The sequence below is a fragment of the Candidatus Palauibacter soopunensis genome, from assembly GCF_947581735.1.
Taxonomy (GTDB): domain Bacteria; phylum Gemmatimonadota; class Gemmatimonadetes; order Palauibacterales; family Palauibacteraceae; genus Palauibacter; species Palauibacter soopunensis.
This window is the reverse complement of sequence record NZ_CANPVT010000032.1, coordinates 34,337-48,493: the sequence shown is the minus strand read 5'-3', so window position 1 is coordinate 48,493 and position 14,157 is coordinate 34,337. Positions and strand designations below refer to the sequence as shown.

The 14,157-nt window shown below is 69.2% G+C and carries 16 protein-coding genes; 6 read left to right on the top strand and 10 right to left on the bottom strand.

All coding sequences use genetic code 11. The features are described from left to right. Positions 1-2: 2 nt before the first annotated feature. From RN901_RS09555 to RN901_RS09510, 10 genes are all read right to left on the bottom strand, one after another. Positions 3-851, bottom strand: coding sequence for a hypothetical protein (locus tag RN901_RS09555; protein WP_310758046.1), 849 nt, complete (start codon positions 849-851; stop codon positions 3-5). Further along, positions 848-1,216, bottom strand: coding sequence for a hypothetical protein (locus RN901_RS09550; protein WP_310758045.1), 369 nt, complete (start codon positions 1,214-1,216; stop codon positions 848-850). Before RN901_RS09550 ends, RN901_RS09555 begins: the two co-directional genes overlap by 4 nt. After that, positions 1,213-1,680: a prepilin-type N-terminal cleavage/methylation domain-containing protein gene (locus RN901_RS09545; protein ID WP_310758044.1), complete on the bottom strand. Its 468-nt coding sequence runs from the start codon at positions 1,678-1,680 to the stop codon at positions 1,213-1,215. The genes RN901_RS09550 and RN901_RS09545 overlap by 4 nt, the downstream gene beginning before the upstream one ends. 81 nt (positions 1,681-1,761) lie before the next feature. Next, positions 1,762-2,187 carry a prepilin-type N-terminal cleavage/methylation domain-containing protein gene (locus RN901_RS09540; RefSeq protein ID WP_310758043.1) on the bottom strand — a complete coding sequence of 142 codons (426 nt, stop codon included), beginning with the start codon at positions 2,185-2,187 and terminating at the stop codon, positions 1,762-1,764. A 108-nt stretch (positions 2,188-2,295) separates the two neighbouring features. After that, the gene (locus tag RN901_RS09535; RefSeq protein WP_310758042.1) at positions 2,296-2,703 is read right to left on the bottom strand and encodes a hypothetical protein; all 408 of its coding nucleotides are present in this window, start codon (positions 2,701-2,703) and stop codon (positions 2,296-2,298) included. A gap of 125 nt (positions 2,704-2,828) precedes the next feature. Then, positions 2,829-3,926 (bottom strand): type II secretion system F family protein, encoded by a 1,098-nt coding sequence (locus tag RN901_RS09530; protein ID WP_310758041.1) that lies wholly within the window; start codon positions 3,924-3,926, stop codon positions 2,829-2,831. 105 nt (positions 3,927-4,031) lie between these two features. Continuing rightward, a complete protein-coding gene (locus tag RN901_RS09525) occupies positions 4,032-5,120 on the bottom strand; it encodes a type IV pilus twitching motility protein PilT (protein WP_310758040.1) in 1,089 nt (362 codons plus the stop codon). Between the two features lie 10 nt (positions 5,121-5,130). Then, positions 5,131-6,657 (bottom strand): ATPase, T2SS/T4P/T4SS family, encoded by a 1,527-nt coding sequence (locus tag RN901_RS09520; RefSeq protein WP_310758039.1) that lies wholly within the window; start codon positions 6,655-6,657, stop codon positions 5,131-5,133. Next, complete coding sequence (locus RN901_RS09515) at positions 6,639-7,310, bottom strand: helix-hairpin-helix domain-containing protein (protein WP_310758038.1); 672 nt, start codon at positions 7,308-7,310, stop codon at positions 6,639-6,641. The genes RN901_RS09520 and RN901_RS09515 overlap by 19 nt, the downstream gene beginning before the upstream one ends. 118 nt (positions 7,311-7,428) lie before the next feature. After that, a complete protein-coding gene (locus RN901_RS09510; RefSeq protein WP_310758037.1) occupies positions 7,429-8,016 on the bottom strand; it encodes an energy transducer TonB in 588 nt (195 codons plus the stop codon). A 283-nt stretch (positions 8,017-8,299) separates the two neighbouring features. On the opposite strand from RN901_RS09510, the gene tdh reads away from it, so the two are divergent. The 6 genes from tdh (at position 8,300) to RN901_RS09480 (ending at position 14,154) form a co-directional block, all read left to right on the top strand. After that, positions 8,300-9,331 (top strand): L-threonine 3-dehydrogenase, encoded by a 1,032-nt coding sequence (gene tdh, locus RN901_RS09505; protein ID WP_310758036.1) that lies wholly within the window; start codon positions 8,300-8,302, stop codon positions 9,329-9,331. Positions 9,332-9,344: 13 nt separating this feature from the next. After that, a complete protein-coding gene (locus RN901_RS09500) occupies positions 9,345-10,007 on the top strand; it encodes a hypothetical protein (RefSeq protein ID WP_310758035.1) in 663 nt (220 codons plus the stop codon). A gap of 27 nt (positions 10,008-10,034) precedes the next feature. Beyond that, complete coding sequence (locus RN901_RS09495; RefSeq protein WP_310758034.1) at positions 10,035-11,261, top strand: glycine C-acetyltransferase; 1,227 nt, start codon at positions 10,035-10,037, stop codon at positions 11,259-11,261. Between the two features lie 78 nt (positions 11,262-11,339). Beyond that, on the top strand, positions 11,340-12,005 hold the full coding sequence (gene rpe / locus RN901_RS09490) for a ribulose-phosphate 3-epimerase (RefSeq protein ID WP_345782375.1): 666 nt from the start codon (positions 11,340-11,342) through the stop codon (positions 12,003-12,005). 7 nt (positions 12,006-12,012) lie between these two features. Next, entirely contained in the window at positions 12,013-13,206 is a 1,194-nt protein-coding gene (gene moeB / locus RN901_RS09485; RefSeq protein ID WP_310758032.1) for a molybdopterin-synthase adenylyltransferase MoeB, read from the top strand. A gap of 15 nt (positions 13,207-13,221) precedes the next feature. Further along, positions 13,222-14,154, top strand: a complete 933-nt coding sequence (locus tag RN901_RS09480) for a cobalamin-binding protein (protein ID WP_310758031.1) — start codon at positions 13,222-13,224, stop codon at positions 14,152-14,154. Positions 14,155-14,157: the final 3 nt, after the last annotated feature.

Below are 14,157 nucleotides of genomic sequence, written 5' to 3'. Positions count from 1 at the left end.
TCTCAGTTACGGAGCGACATCGCGTAAACGACCCGCCGACCCGCTGCACGCCCGTTTCGGCCGATGGCCGTACCGGTCAGCCGGACTTCGGGCACGCGGGAGAGATCTCCGGGCGCTACGCCGGCCTGAATGGCGCCGCTCGACAACCGGTACTCGAACGCCGTCCCGGATTCGAGCGGGGATACGAACTCCTGGCCGTTGCGCCGGATGGACACCGTTCCCGGCTCGGAATCGGATGGGCGGATGGCGTAGGTGAGCCGTCCATAAACGCGAGCGAGCGAGCCGGGCGCGGGCGTCGCGGCAAAGCCTCCGCTCCAGCCGCTTGTGCGACGGAACCACCGGTTCGACATCCGATTCGCCCGATCCGCTCCGGCAGCCCTGCAAGCGGTCTCCGCGGCCGCCGAGACACTGGAAGCGGGCGTAAACCCGTCCGCGTATACCCAGGCCGCCGAGTACGGCCCGGAAAGCGCCGTGCCGCGCCACCCGGAATGAAGGTTCGCGGCGATGGAATCGTAGGCGAAGAGATCGATTGAGCCGCCGCTCGCCCCACCACATACGACCGCCTTCAACACGTCTACGCGGATGGACACCGTGTCGGGCGTCGCAAGGAGCAGGTCGCCCGGCCCGGCACTGCGGATCTCCGCTCCCATTCCGTCGGACAGAGCGCGTGCAATCTGCGAAGCCTGGATGGCATCCTCGTTCCGCAGATGAAAGTGGCTCTGACTCGCGAGCATGCCGATGAGCAAGCCGATGAGCAGACCGGCGCCGGCCAGCGCGACGAGCATCTCGGCGAGCGTGAACCCTTCCTGGCGGCAGGTTTCGGCGGGCGCGAGGCGGCGTGGAACGCTCATGGCGCTGCGGGCAGCGGGCGGGGCCGCGAGAGAACGATCTCGAGTTCCGCCTCCGGGGCCGGCGGCAGCGACACCGTCACGCGGGCGTACTTGAGCCGCGGCGACCCGGCGGTCACGTCGAGCGACACGTCGAATCGACGTCCGCCGATGTCGACGGCGCTCGCGTGGGAAGCCGCGGCGGCATATCCGGCCCGGACAAGCGACTCCACGGCGTTTCGACCCGCGAGGGCGTGCTCCGTGTCCCAGGCCGCCCGGAGCGCCTGCGAGCCGATCCCGAGCGCTACGCCCGCCGCTCCAAGGACCCCGACGGACGTCACGACGATGGCCAGCAGGACCTCGACCAGACTGATGCCGGCGGTCTTCAATGTTGAAAAGGTACCGCGCGGACCTGGCCTACGAAGTTCGACACCAACCGAATGCCTCGCTCGCCGCGATAGAGGTAGACGCTACCGGGCGACCCGTGTCCCCGCGCGTTGAAACGGAGCGTGGAGGGCTGCAGCCGCAGCGAGTCGAGCCGACCCAGGGTGTGCCGCCCGAGGTCGACGCGAGACAGCAGGGACCCTCCACGCCGCGACACTTCGAGCCGGGTCCCCGCAAGCGTCACCGCGGTCGGCACATGGGTTGCCACGGCGTGGAGACGTGCCAGCGTGAGTTGCGACTCCGCCACCCGGGCGGCTCGCGTCAGGCTGAAACGATCCAGGGGTTCGCGAGAGATGATGAAAGTCGCGGCCAATCCTGTGACCGCCAGCGCGATCGCGACCTCCACCAGACTGAACCCACTCCGCCCTGTGTGTGATCCAGGCGATCTACGTGATCCGTCTTGCCGCACGGGGGACTCCCCTTCCTGAATGAGCGTTGCCGACTCTTCCCGTAAGCATCGCCCCCCGTGTCAACGGCGCATCAACTGCTGCTAGCAACTGGTGGCCTCGATGATCTGTCCGACGGCTCCCGAGGCGTTGGCGGCCGACGAATTCACGCACCACGTGTTCGGCGAGGATGCGTGCTTCGCCGTAATCTGGTAGCCGTCGAGATAGGCCGTCACCGTCAGCGCGACGTTCGTGCTGGCCTGGAAGTCCGGGGTGCCATCGCCGTCCAGATCCCCCGCTCCGCCGGCGGCTACGGCGATCGCGGCGTACGCCTGGTGGTTGAAGAAGTACGCTTCCTCGGCCGTCATCAGGTTGCGAATGTCGCTCTGCGCGGCGGCATCGAACGCCTTTTCCTTCGTGCTCGTGAACTGCGGAATCGCGATGGCCGCGAGAATGCCGATGATGACGACCACGATCAGCAGCTCGATCAGCGTAAACCCCTCCGCACCACTCTTCGTCGTTCTTCCCATCCCTCTCCTCACTTCCGCCCGGGTTGGATCTTCGGCAGCACCTCCGGTGGGGCTGCGCGGGCCGCGGTTCCGGCGGCGCGCCGGCGACTGCGGACGGTTACCCCACAATTAGCCATCGTCCAGCAACGGGGTCTCAACGTCCCAATCCGGCGGTTCATCGAAGCCGGTGGCGGACCGGATTCGGCCATTTCGCTCCGACAGGGTCAGCGAATGCACCCGTCCGGCCGCGTCTGGCAGCGGCCGGCGGAGTTCCTCCGTCCCGGCCGACGGCTCGGGAGGCGGCAGCCCCAACGCGTGGAGAGCCTCCGGGACGGCGTCGAACCCTTCCGCGAAGACGGCCGTCCACGACCGGACGAGGGCCGGACCGCCGATCCCGTCCGGCCTGGCCCGCAGACGCAGCGTCCAGTCCGGAGCCTCGAAGCGCAGCCATCGGTCCTCCCCGACCCGCCGGTCCGCCGTCGCGCGTCCGTACCGCTCGAAGGCCGCATCGACCGACTGGCCGAGGAGGTCTTGCACGCGGGGAGCCGTCCCGCGGTGGATCTTCTCTTCGTCGTTTGCGCTCGCGGACATGCGCCAAGAAGAGGAACGAGGGGGAACCCCGCAAGCCGCGAGGACTCGCGTCCGGAGGGGTCCGGGTGGCGTCACTGGATCGCGTTGATGAGTTCGAAGATGGGGAGGTACATGGCGATGATCATCCCGCCGACGAGACCTCCGAGGATCACGATGAGGACAGGCTCCAGTATTCTCAGCAGACTCTCGGCGCCGGAATCGACTTCGTCGTCGTAGAAATCGGCGATCCGGGCCAGCATCCCGTCGAGGTCTCCGGTCTCTTCTCCGACATGGATCATTCGGGCCACCATGGGCGGGAAGGCCCCGGTTTCGCGTAGTGGGCGCGCGATGGAGTCACCCCGCCGGATCGCGACCCGACTCGCCTGTATCGCGTCCTCGATCACGCGGTTCCCCGCCGTCCGCGCCGTGATCTCGAGTCCCTCGAGAATCGGAACGCCCGACGAGAGCAGCGTTCCCAGAGTCCGCGTGACGCGGGATACCGCGGCCTTCCGGGTCAGCGAGCCGAGAACCGGCAGTTGCAGCAGCGTACGGTCGAAGTGCCGCCGGCCCGCATCCGTTGCGGTCCAGCGGCGCAGTATCAGAACCGTGCCGCCCGCCACGGCGAGCAGCGCCCACCACCAGTTCTGGACGATCCTTGAGAGACCGATGACCACGCGTGTCGGGAGCGGGAGCGTCGCATCAAAACTCGCGAACACGGTCTCGAACGTGGGGATCACAAAGAGGAGGAGCGTCGCGACCACGGCCATGGCCACCGCGAGCACGACGGCGGGATAGAGCATGGCGCCCTTCACCTTGCGACGGATCTCCTCGCTCTTTTCGAGGAAGGTGGCCAGGCGGTCGAGGATCCCGTCCAACCTGCTCCCCGACTCCCCCGCGTGGACCATGTTCACATAGAGCTGCGTGAAAACGCGGGGGTGCCTGCCGAGCGCGCCGGCCAGCGTGTTCCCGGCCTCGACGTCACGAAGCGTGTCGCGGGCCACCTGCCGAAGCGCAGAGTACTCCGCCTGGAGCGCGAGGGTCTCGAGCGTCCGGGTGAGCGGCAACCCGGCGCTGATCATCACAGAGAACTGTCGCGTGAAGAGTACGAGATCCCGCGTTGTCACCCGCGCCGACGGTGCAAGGACGCGGCGCCGCACGCCCCGGCCCATGTTCGCCAACACAGACGTCACCGGCTCTCGTCCCGGAGAGGGGTGGACCGACCGCCAGCCCCCACATCATCCACCCCGCGCCGTCGCCGGCGGCCGGTCGCTATCGCTCTCCTCACATCGACTCCGTCACCGTAGGGACTCATCCGGCGCGGACGTACTTGTCATGCGGCGGAATTCAGCGGGATCGGAGGTGATCCGGAGGCATTCGTCGAAGTCCACCTGCCGCCGGGCATAGAGCCGGTGGAGCGCATCGTTGAGCGTCCGCATGCCGAACCTGCGCGCGGCCTGCATCGCGGAATGGATCTGATGGACCTTCGCCTCCCGAATCAGAGCCCTGACCGCGGGCGTCGCGACCAGAATCTCGCAGGCGACGACGCGTCCGCTGCCCTGCGCCCGGCGAAGCAGCGTCTGGGTGATGACGCCCTCGAAGACGTGGGCGAACTGCGCGCGCACCTGCTCCTGTCGGTGCGCCGGGAACGCGTCGATGATCCGGTGGATGGACTCCGCCGCCGAACGCGTATGCAGCGTGCCGAGCGCGAGGTGTCCGGTCTCGGCGACCGTGAGCGCGGCCTGAATCGTCTCGGGATCCCGCAACTCGCCGATGAGGATCACGTCGGGGTCCTGGCGCAACGCGTAGCGGAGGGCGCTGGCGAAGTCGGGCGTGTCCTGCCCGATCTCGCGCTGGTTCACGATACAGCGTTTGTGCGGATGTACGAATTCGATCGGATCCTCGATCGTCACGATGTGGCCCGAGCGGGCCGTGTTGATGCGGTCGACCATCGCCGCCAGCGTCGTCGATTTTCCCGAGCCGGTGGGGCCCGTCACCAGCACGAGCCCGCGCGGTTTGTCCGCCAGACGGCCGACGACCGATGGAACGCCGAGTTCGCGCAGGCTCGGGATATCGACCGGCACGCGGCGGATGGCGCACGCCACGCTCCCCCGCTGGCGGAACAGGTTTGCGCGAAAGCGGGAGAGGCCGGGAATCGCGAAGCCGAAATCGAAGTCGGGCTCACCCGCGAAACGCGCGCGCTGGTCGCTCGAGAGCATCGAACGGCCGAGAGCCGCAGTATCCTCCGGGTGCAGCACGTCCTCCGCGCGACTGTCCGCGAGATCGCCGTCGATCCGGAGCTTCGGGCGTTCGCCCGCCGTGAGGTGCAGGTCGGACGCACCCCGCTCGACCATCTCGCTCAGCAGTTCAACCAGACGTGGGTCCATGTGGCTCGGCCTATGCCGGCGTCTCTCTGAGCACGTCTTCGAGTGTTGCGATCCCCCTTCTCGCCTTGGCGAACCCATCCTGCCGCAGGGTGATCATCCCTTCGTCTACCGCGCAGCGCTCGATCTCCTCCGAGGAGGCGCCCGCCAGGACCAGCCGGCGGATCGCGGGAGACATCGGAAGGACTTCGTACAGGCCTTGCCGGCCCGAATACCCCGATCCGCCGCACGAATCGCAGCCCCCGCCGCGGTAGAAGCCGCCCTTGCCGTGTCCGCCTCCTTCCAGTCCGACCGAACTCAGGATCTCGGGTGCGTAGCTCGTCTCGACCCGACAGTCCGGACAGATCCGACCGACGAGCCGCTGGGCGGTGATGACCTTTACGGCGACGGCCACGTTGAACGCCTCGATCCCCATGTCCACCAGTCGCGTCGCGGTCGAGGCGGCGTCATTGGTGTGGAGGGTGGAAAGCACGAGATGGCCGGTGAGCGCAGCCTTCACGGCGATGCCGCCCGTCTCGCGGTCACGGATTTCGCCCACCATGAGGATGTCGGGATCCTGCCGCAGGAAGGCGCGAAGCGTGGTGGCGAAGGTAAGGCCGATCTTCGGACGAATCTGGACCTGATTGATGCCCTCGATGCTGTACTCGACAGGATCCTCGACGGTCATGATGTTCGCCTCGGGCGTGTTGAGTCTCGCGAGTGCGCTATAGAGCGTGGTGGTCTTCCCCGATCCCGTGGGACCTGTGACCAGAACCATGCCTGACGTTTGCGCGATCGCCGCAAGCAGCGTGCGCTCCGCGCGCGCCTCCATCCCGAAGGATTCGAGGTCGAATGTCTGCCGCTCCCTGTCGAGGATTCGAAGGACGACCTTCTCACCGAACAGCGTGGGAAGCGTCGAGACCCGGAAGTCGATGACCCTGTCGGCGACCGGCATGCGGATCCGACCATCCTGGGGTATCCGGCGTTCCGCGATGTTCAGGTCCGCCAGGATCTTGACGCGAGACGTCAGGGCCGCCGACATCCCGAAGGGAGGTCGCATGATTTCGCGCAGTCTCCCGTCCAGGCGATAGCGAACCCGAAGTTCGCTTTCGTACGGCTCGAAGTGAATGTCCGAAGCGCCACGATGTACCGCATCGCCGAGGACGTCGTTGATCAGCCGGACGGCCGGTTCCTCGTCGCCTTCGGCCGAACCGGCCTCGGCCGGCGATGCCTCACCCGCCTCCTCCGCGCGCCCGCCGTTGCGCGGCGTGGCGGCCTCGTAGCTCCGGTCGATCCGTTGGCGGAGCGTGTGTTCCCCCGCTCTGATCGCTTCGATCTCGAACTGCGTGAGGAACTTCAGGTCGTCGATGAGCGCCGCGTCGGACGGGTCCGCCATGGCCACGGAGAGCGTCCGTCCGGCGCGCCGCAACGGGAGCACGAGATGCCGGCTCGCGAATTCCGCCGGGATGAGGCGAAGGACCCTGGGGTCCGACGCCAGCCGCTTCCGCCTCGGGGCCGGTGTGTCCGTGGCCGGCGAAGGCGTCACCGCACCCCCGTGCATACCCGATCCCGGAAGCGGGCGAAGGAGCGCGCCCCGATGCCCCGGACGCGGGTGACGGCTTCGGGCGTCTCGAACGGCCCGTTCTCGCTTCGGTCCGCGATGATGCGTGCCGCGAGGGCGGGGCCGATGCCGGAGAGACTCTCGAGTTGCGCGCGGCTGGCTCGATTGAGATCGATCCGTGCCCCTCCGGGCGGACATCCCGTCGACACCGACGCGACGGGAGCGGCAGCCGGTCGGGGCGCCCCGGGTTCGAAACGGAGATACGGGGCGAGGCGGCGTGCGGTGACCTCCCCCACTCCAGGGACCCGCTCCAGGTCGGCGGTTCGTCGGAACGGAGCGCGTTCCCGCTCCTCGATGAGGGCCGCCGCCAGACTCGGCCCGACGCCGGGCAGCCGGCGCAGTTCGTCGGCCGGGGCGCGATTCACATCGATCTGCTCGCCATCGGCGAGTGGGGTCTGTGCCCGCTGCTCCCGGGTGAGGGCGGCGACGACCTCGCCCTCGATGCCCTCCAGATCCGTCGTGGGGTCGATCGCTTCGAGACCGTCTACCCGACCGGGCTCGGGCACGAGGAGGGTGCGAGCCACAAGGCTTACGCCCACGAGTACCAGCGACGCGCCCAGCGCCTTGCGTTCCGCGCGATTCAGATCCCACACACCCGCACCTCCCTGGTCAAACGGATTGTGACCGGAGGATCGGGCGCGCGATCAACGAGCCGTCAACACCGCTGAGGGCCCGCAGCGGTGGGCGGATCGCGGGCGGCGTTCGTGGCGGCTAGAAGATGAAGGTGATCTCGGCCCAGCCGTCGACGGGGGTCCCGTGGCGCAGCGCGGGCCGGTATTCCCACGCCCGCACCTGGCGCATGATGTCGCGGTTGAACCCCTCATCCGGGGTCGGGGGGTCCAGTTCGACGAGGCCGGGGCGCCCGGTCGCATCGACGAAGACGCGCACCGTCACCTCCATGCCGCGCACGGCGCTCGGGGGGTCCCAGTGCGGCACGACGGACCTCGGCACGGGCGACACGTATCCGTCGCCCTCGCCCCCGCCCGCTCCCTCGTCCCCGGGACCGAACCCGGCCCCGCGCCCAGGCGATGGCGCCGGCGCGCCGACGGGGAGCAGTTCGGAGGCCACCTCGATCTCCGTCTCGCGGACCTGGATCTCGGGCATGTCGACGGCGAGGACGGGACGCGGTGGCGGAGGGATCTCGATCCTGCGGGGCATGGAAACCCTGAGCGCCCTCAGGCCGCCCCCGCCGGCGGGGAGATCGGGATCCACGCCGGGCCGGGCCGCCCGCTCGAACTCGGGCGCCGGGCGCACCCACGCGAGGAGGAGGAACGCGTGCAGGAGCGCAGAGGCGAGCATCCCCCCCCACCACACGGCCCGCTCCCGGCGGCGGGAGCGCGATGACGCGACCCGGTATCGCCAGTCCGGTCGTTTCCTTGTCGTCGTGCGCACAGGTCCGATCCGACTCCAGAATGGTCCCGAGACCGCCGGGACGGCGTCACGCGGCGGTCAGCGGCTCCCCGCTGAAGCATCGTACGGAGAGCCGCCCCCGCGGGTTCCCGGAGCTTGCCGCCCGGTCAGACCCTCCGGCACATTGTGCGCCACCCGACACGTCTCCATCCAGGAGCCATTTTCCGCCTCCATGAAAGCGATCCGCAAACCCGGGCCGGCCCCCGGCCTCGTGCTGTGCGACGCGCCGGTGCCCCAGATTCGCTCCCGCGACGTGCTGGTCAAGGTGCGGCGGGCGGGGATCTGCGGCACGGATCTGCACATACAGCAGTGGGACCGCTGGTCGCGGCATCGCGTGAATCCGCCCGTCACCCTCGGCCACGAGTTCATGGGAGAAGTTGTCGAGACCGGGCGGCTGGTCCGGAACATCGAGGTCGGCGACCGCGTCTCGGCGGAGGGGCACCTGGTCTGCGGACACTGCGAGTACTGCGGCACCGAGCAGGCGCACGTGTGCCGGGACACCCGGATCATCGGCATCGACCGGGACGGCGCCTTCGCGGAGTACGTCTCCATCCCGGCGGCGAACATCATCCACATCCCCGATGCCATCGGCGACGACGTGGCGGCGGTGTTCGACCCGCTCGGCAACGCTTTCCACACGGTTTTGCACACGGAGGTGGCGGGGCGGGTCGTCGCCGTGGTCGGGTGCGGGCCGATCGGCCTGTTCGCCATCGGGATCGCGCGCGCGGCGGGCGCTTCCAGGGTCATCGCGGTCGAGCCGCACGAGGGGCGGCGGGAACTCGCGGCGCGGATGGGCGCGCACGACTGCCTCGACCCGGCGGACGGGGAGGTGGAGGCGCGGATCGCCGACCTCACGCACGGCTACGGGGCGCACGTGGTGTGCGAGATGAGCGGGCATCCCGAAGGCGTGCGCTCCGCGTTCCGCATGTGCCGCAACGGCGGGCACGTCCGGCTGCTGGGACTTCCCAAGGACCCGGTGGAGGTCGACCTTGCGCGCGACGTGATCTTCAAGGGTCTCCACGTGTACGGCGTTGTGGGGCGGCTCATGTACCGGACGTGGATCGAGATGCGGGATTTCCTCGCGGCGGGACGCCTCGACATCGAGCCGGTGATCACGCACCGGCTCCCGTTCGACCGCTTCGAGGAAGGGTTCGACTCCATGCATTCCGGCGAGGCGGCGAAGGTCGTCCTCGCGCTGGACTAGCCACTCGGCCCCCGTGGCGCGCGCCGCCGCCCCCGCCGTTCCGGCCCTCGCCGCCGCCGTGCTGCTGACGGCCGGCTGCTGGCGCCTCGGGGAGGGCGCCTCCAGCGAAGCGCTCGTCACCTGGGTCGCGTATCCGGAGACGGTCGAGGTGGGATCGCCGTTCTCCTTCGAGTTCGGCGGGCCCGTGTCCGAGGACGCGTGCGGGCGGCTTGACACCGCCACGCTGGCGGTCACCGACTCCTCGATCGAGCTCGCGGCGCGGCGGACGACGTTCCGGGCCGTGTGCGCGCCTCAGCACGTCAGCTACTACGAGGCGCGGCCGATCACGCTCGGCACGCCCGGCCGCTACCGGATCCGCACCGGGTCGGACATCGATCTCGGCACGCTCGTCGTGACGGACAGCGGAGGATTCTCCGGGATCCGCACCTGGGGCGAGGGGACGATCCGCGAGGCGGCCGGGTGCTGGCTGTTCGGGCCGGGGTGGATCGGCGGCCAGCGGGTATTCGCGCTCGACGGCCTGAATCCCGAGCTTCGCGAGGCGGGGACCGACCGCGTCCTTCATGTTCGCGGGCGGCTGCGAGGCTTCATCTCGTGCGGCAACTGGGGGTCGCGCCCCAGAATTCGTGTGGACACCGCATGGGCCACCGACAAGCGGGTCGGCGATCTCTATCCCTGAGCGACACGAGCCCGGGACGGCGCGATCATGACACTGTATGAGGAGCGGGATGTGATGACGTCGAGTGTGAACCGGGGCCTCGAGCACCGCCTCGTCTCCGAACTCCTGGAGATGAAGGAGAACGGGGTTCACAAGGAACTGCTGCACATCATGGGGCGGCAGGCTCCCGTCGTGGACATCGCCGGTCTGGGCGAGACCATCAACATGTGCTCGAACAACTACCTGGGCCTGTGCGACGAACCCTCCGTGATGCAGGCGGTGAAGGACGGAGTGGACAAGTACGGCGCGGGGACCTCCTCGGTGCGCTTCATCTGCGGGACGTTCGACATTCACCACGAACTCGAGGCGAAGATCGCGGACTTCCTCGAGACGCCGGCCTCCCTCACGTACACGTCCGCGTGGAACGCGAACGAGGGCCTCTTCGCGCCCCTGCTGGGCGCGGATGACGCCCTGATCTCGGACCGCCTCAACCACGCCTGCATCATCGACGGGATCCGCCTCTGCAAGGCGCGCCGCTTCATCTACGATCACATGGACATGGGCTCGCTGCGCGACGCCCTCGAGGCGAGCCGCGACGCGCGCCACCGCCTCGTCATCACGGACGGCATCTTCTCGATGGAAGGGGAGATCGCGCCGCTTCCGGAGATCCGTGAACTGTGCGACCGCTACGACGCGATCATGGCCGTGGACGACTCGCATTCGACGGGGGTCCTGGGTGACACGGGGCGCGGGACGCCCGAGCACTTCGGGATGCACGGCGAGGTCGACATCGTCACGTCGACGCTCGGCAAGGCGCTCGGGGGCATGGCGGGCGGCTTCACGGCCAGTTCCGAAGCCGTGATCGACTATCTCGTTCAGGCGTCGCGCACCCAGTTGTTCACGAACGCCCTGCCCTGCCATTCGGCGGCCGGGGCCATGGCCGCGATCGAGCACCTGGAGACGCATCCGGAACTCGTCGCCAGGCTCCGCGACAACACGGAGTACTACCGCGAAGGATTGATCGAACTCGGATACAAGCCGATTCCCGGGGGCACGCCCATCGTTCCCGTGATCATCGGGAAAACGGCGGATGCGATCCGGCTCAGCCGCGAACTGCTGCGTGAGGGCGTGTTCGTCATCGGGTTCGGGTATCCCGTGGTCCCGCGCGGCGAGGCCCGGATCCGCTGTCAGCTGTCGGCCGCGCACGAGCGGGAACACATCGACGCCGCCCTCGCCGCCCTGAAGAAGGTGGGCGAGCGGCTCCACCTGATCTGACGCCTTCGGCGCCACCGAGACTGCGGGGAGCATGGGATCGTGACTGAGCGCGGACTGAATCGGGAGCTGCCCGGGGGGATGGTCATCGCCCCGTCCATCCTCGCCGCCGACTACGCGCGGCTGGGCGCGGAAGTGGCCGAGGCGGAGGCGGCGGGAGCGGAGTGGTTTCAGCTCGACGTCATGGACGGGCACTTCGTCCCCAACCTCACCATCGGGCTGCCGGTGCTGGAATCGTTGCGGGCGGTCTCCGACTCGTTCCTTGACGTGCACCTGATGATCGACAACCCCGGCGAGTTCCTCGAGCCCTTCGCGACGGCGGGCGCCGACATGCTCACGGTCCACCAGGAGGTGTCGGCCCACCTGCACGGGGACCTGCACCGGATCCGGGAGATGGGCTGCTACGCCGGCGTCGCGCTCAACCCGGCCACGCCCGCGGAGACGTTGTCGGAGGTCCTGGGTTACGTGGACCTCGTTCTCGTGATGACGGTGAATCCGGGGTTCGGAGGACAGAAGTTCATCGCCGACGCGGTGCCCAAGATCTCGACGGTGCTGCGGATGGCCGCGGATCGAGGGCTGGCTCCGCCGGCCATCCAGGTGGACGGAGGGATCGATCCCGCGTCCGCCCCCGTGTGCGCCGCGGCAGGGGCGTCGGTGTTCGTGGCCGGCTCCTCGGTCTTCCGGTGGGCGCCCGGCATCGCCGCGAACATGGCGGCGCTGAACGACGCGCTCGCGCCCTACGGCTGAGGACAGGATGAACGGCGGCCTTTCGCGCGAGGAACTCGTCCGCTACGGGCGTCACGTCAGCATCCCCGAGGTGGGGGTGGCGGGCCAGCGGCGCCTGCGGGCCTCGAGCGTGCTCATCGTGGGCGCAGGCGGGCTGGGATCGCCGGCCGCGCTCTACCTCGTCGCGGCGGGGGTGGGACGGCTCGGACTCGTGGACCACGACCGCGTGGAACTCTCCAACCTGCAGCGGCAGGTGCTCTACGACACCGATTCGGTCGGGACGCCGAAGCTCGCGTCCGCCCGGGCACGGCTCGCGGGGCTGAACCCGGACGTTGCCGTCGAGACGTTCGACGCGCGCCTGGAATCGGGGAACGCGCTCGAGATCCTCGAGGGGTGGGACTTCGTCATCGACGGAAGCGACAACTTCCCCACGCGGTATCTCGTGAACGACGCCTGCGTGATGCTCGGGACGCCCTTCGCGTACGGGGCCATCCTCCGCTTCGAGGGTCAGGCGGCGGTTTTCGCGGCCCCCGACGGCCCCTGCTATCGCTGCCTGTTTCGGGATCCTCCGCCTCCGGATCTCGTGCCCAACTGCGCGGAAGCCGGGGTCCTGGGCGTCCTGCCCGGGATCGTGGGGTCGATCCAGGCCAACGAGGCGATCAAGTGTCTGACGGGGATCGGTGAGACCCTCGCGGGACGCCTGCTCCTCATCGACGCGCTCCGCATGGAGTTCCGCTCGCTGGAGATCGCCCCGGACCCCGAGTGCGTGGTTTGCGGCCCCGAGCCGACGGTGACGGAACTCATCGACTACGAGCGCTTCTGCGGCGACACGGGGGGCGACGCGGAAACGGGCGGCGGCGGAGCGGACGGCCGCGCGGGAACGGAGGGCGCCATGCACGACCTCGACATCGACGTACACGAACTGAAGCGCCGGATCGATGCCGGCGAGCGCTTCCAGCTCATCGACGTACGCGAGGACTACGAATGGGCGATCTGCAACCTGGAAGAGGCGGGGGCGCGGCTCGTGCCGCTCGCGACGCTACCGCAGGCCGTGGAGAGCCTGGACGCATCGGAACCCCTCATCATTCACTGTCGTACGGGGCCTCGCGGCGACCGTGCCGTCGAGTACCTGCGCGCGGTCGGGTTCGACAACGCCGTGAACCTTGCGGGGGGGATCCTCGCCTGGGCGGAGGAGATCGACCCGGCGATGCCGCAGTACTGATGGCGGCCTGAACCCGTGACGGCCGCCGCTCCGCGCATCGTCTCGCTCCTCGCATCGGGGACCGAGATCGTCGACGCGCTCGGTCTCGGCGAATGCCTCGTCGGCATCTCGCACGAGTGCGATCATCCGCCGCACCTGCTCGACCGGCCCCGCGTCAGCCGCCCCCGCTTCGACCCGGAGGGCCTCTCGAGCGGAGAGATCGACGCCGCGGTGCGGCAGGCCATGGTCGAACACGGCAGCGTGTACGAGATCGACGGGGCCGTCCTCGAAGGGCTCGACCCGGACATCATCCTCACCCAAGCCGTATGCGAGGTGTGCGCGGTGCCGACCGGCGGGGTGCGGGAGGTGCTCGGGGCGCGCGGGATCGGTGCCGAGGTCGTGTCGCTCGACGCTCATACGATCGAGGACATTCTCGCCTCGCTGACGCAGGTGGCGCGCGCTGCCGGTCATCCGGGCGTCGCCCGGGACGCGGGGGGATCGCTTCGGAGCCGACTCGACGCGGTGCGCGCTGCCGTGGGAGACGCCGACCCGCCGCGGGTGCTCGGGATCGAATGGTTCGACCCGCCGTTCGCGCCGGGCCACTGGGTGCCGGAGATGATCGAACTCGCCGGCGGCCGGAACCTGGCGGGCGAATCGGGGCGGCCTTCCCGTGAGGTGTCGTGGTGGGAGATCGGAGACCTCGATCCCGACGCGCTCCTCCTCATGCCCTGCGGCTACGGTCTCGAAGCGGCCCGGCGAGATGCCGACGCGCACGCCGAACGTCTCGGAAAGGTGGCTCCGCGCGCGGTCGCCGAGGGACGCGCCTGGGCCGTCGACGCCTCCTCCTACTTCAACCGCTCGGGCCCCCGCTTCGTCACCGGCGTCGAGATCCTCGCCGGACTTCTCCATCCCGACCGCCTCCCCGCCCCGGATCCGGAGGTCGCCGCCGTGTGGAGCCCTCCCGCCTGAAGG

Coding starts and splice junctions, on each gene's coding strand:
- RN901_RS09520 (WP_310758039.1), bottom strand. CDS start 6,657: ATGCACGGGGGTGCGGTGACGCCTTCGCCGGCCACGGACACACCGGCC.
- RN901_RS09510 (WP_310758037.1), bottom strand. CDS start 8,016: ATGCTCGCCTCTGCGCTCCTGCACGCGTTCCTCCTCCTCGCGTGGGTG.
- rpe (WP_345782375.1), top strand. CDS start 11,340: ATGGTCATCGCCCCGTCCATCCTCGCCGCCGACTACGCGCGGCTGGGC.
- tdh (WP_310758036.1), top strand. CDS start 8,300: ATGAAAGCGATCCGCAAACCCGGGCCGGCCCCCGGCCTCGTGCTGTGC.
- moeB (WP_310758032.1), top strand. CDS start 12,013: ATGAACGGCGGCCTTTCGCGCGAGGAACTCGTCCGCTACGGGCGTCAC.
- RN901_RS09525 (WP_310758040.1), bottom strand. CDS start 5,120: ATGGACCCACGTCTGGTTGAACTGCTGAGCGAGATGGTCGAGCGGGGT.
- RN901_RS09540 (WP_310758043.1), bottom strand. CDS start 2,187: ATGGGAAGAACGACGAAGAGTGGTGCGGAGGGGTTTACGCTGATCGAG.
- RN901_RS09555 (WP_310758046.1), bottom strand. CDS start 851: ATGAGCGTTCCACGCCGCCTCGCGCCCGCCGAAACCTGCCGCCAGGAA.
- RN901_RS09495 (WP_310758034.1), top strand. CDS start 10,035: ATGACACTGTATGAGGAGCGGGATGTGATGACGTCGAGTGTGAACCGG.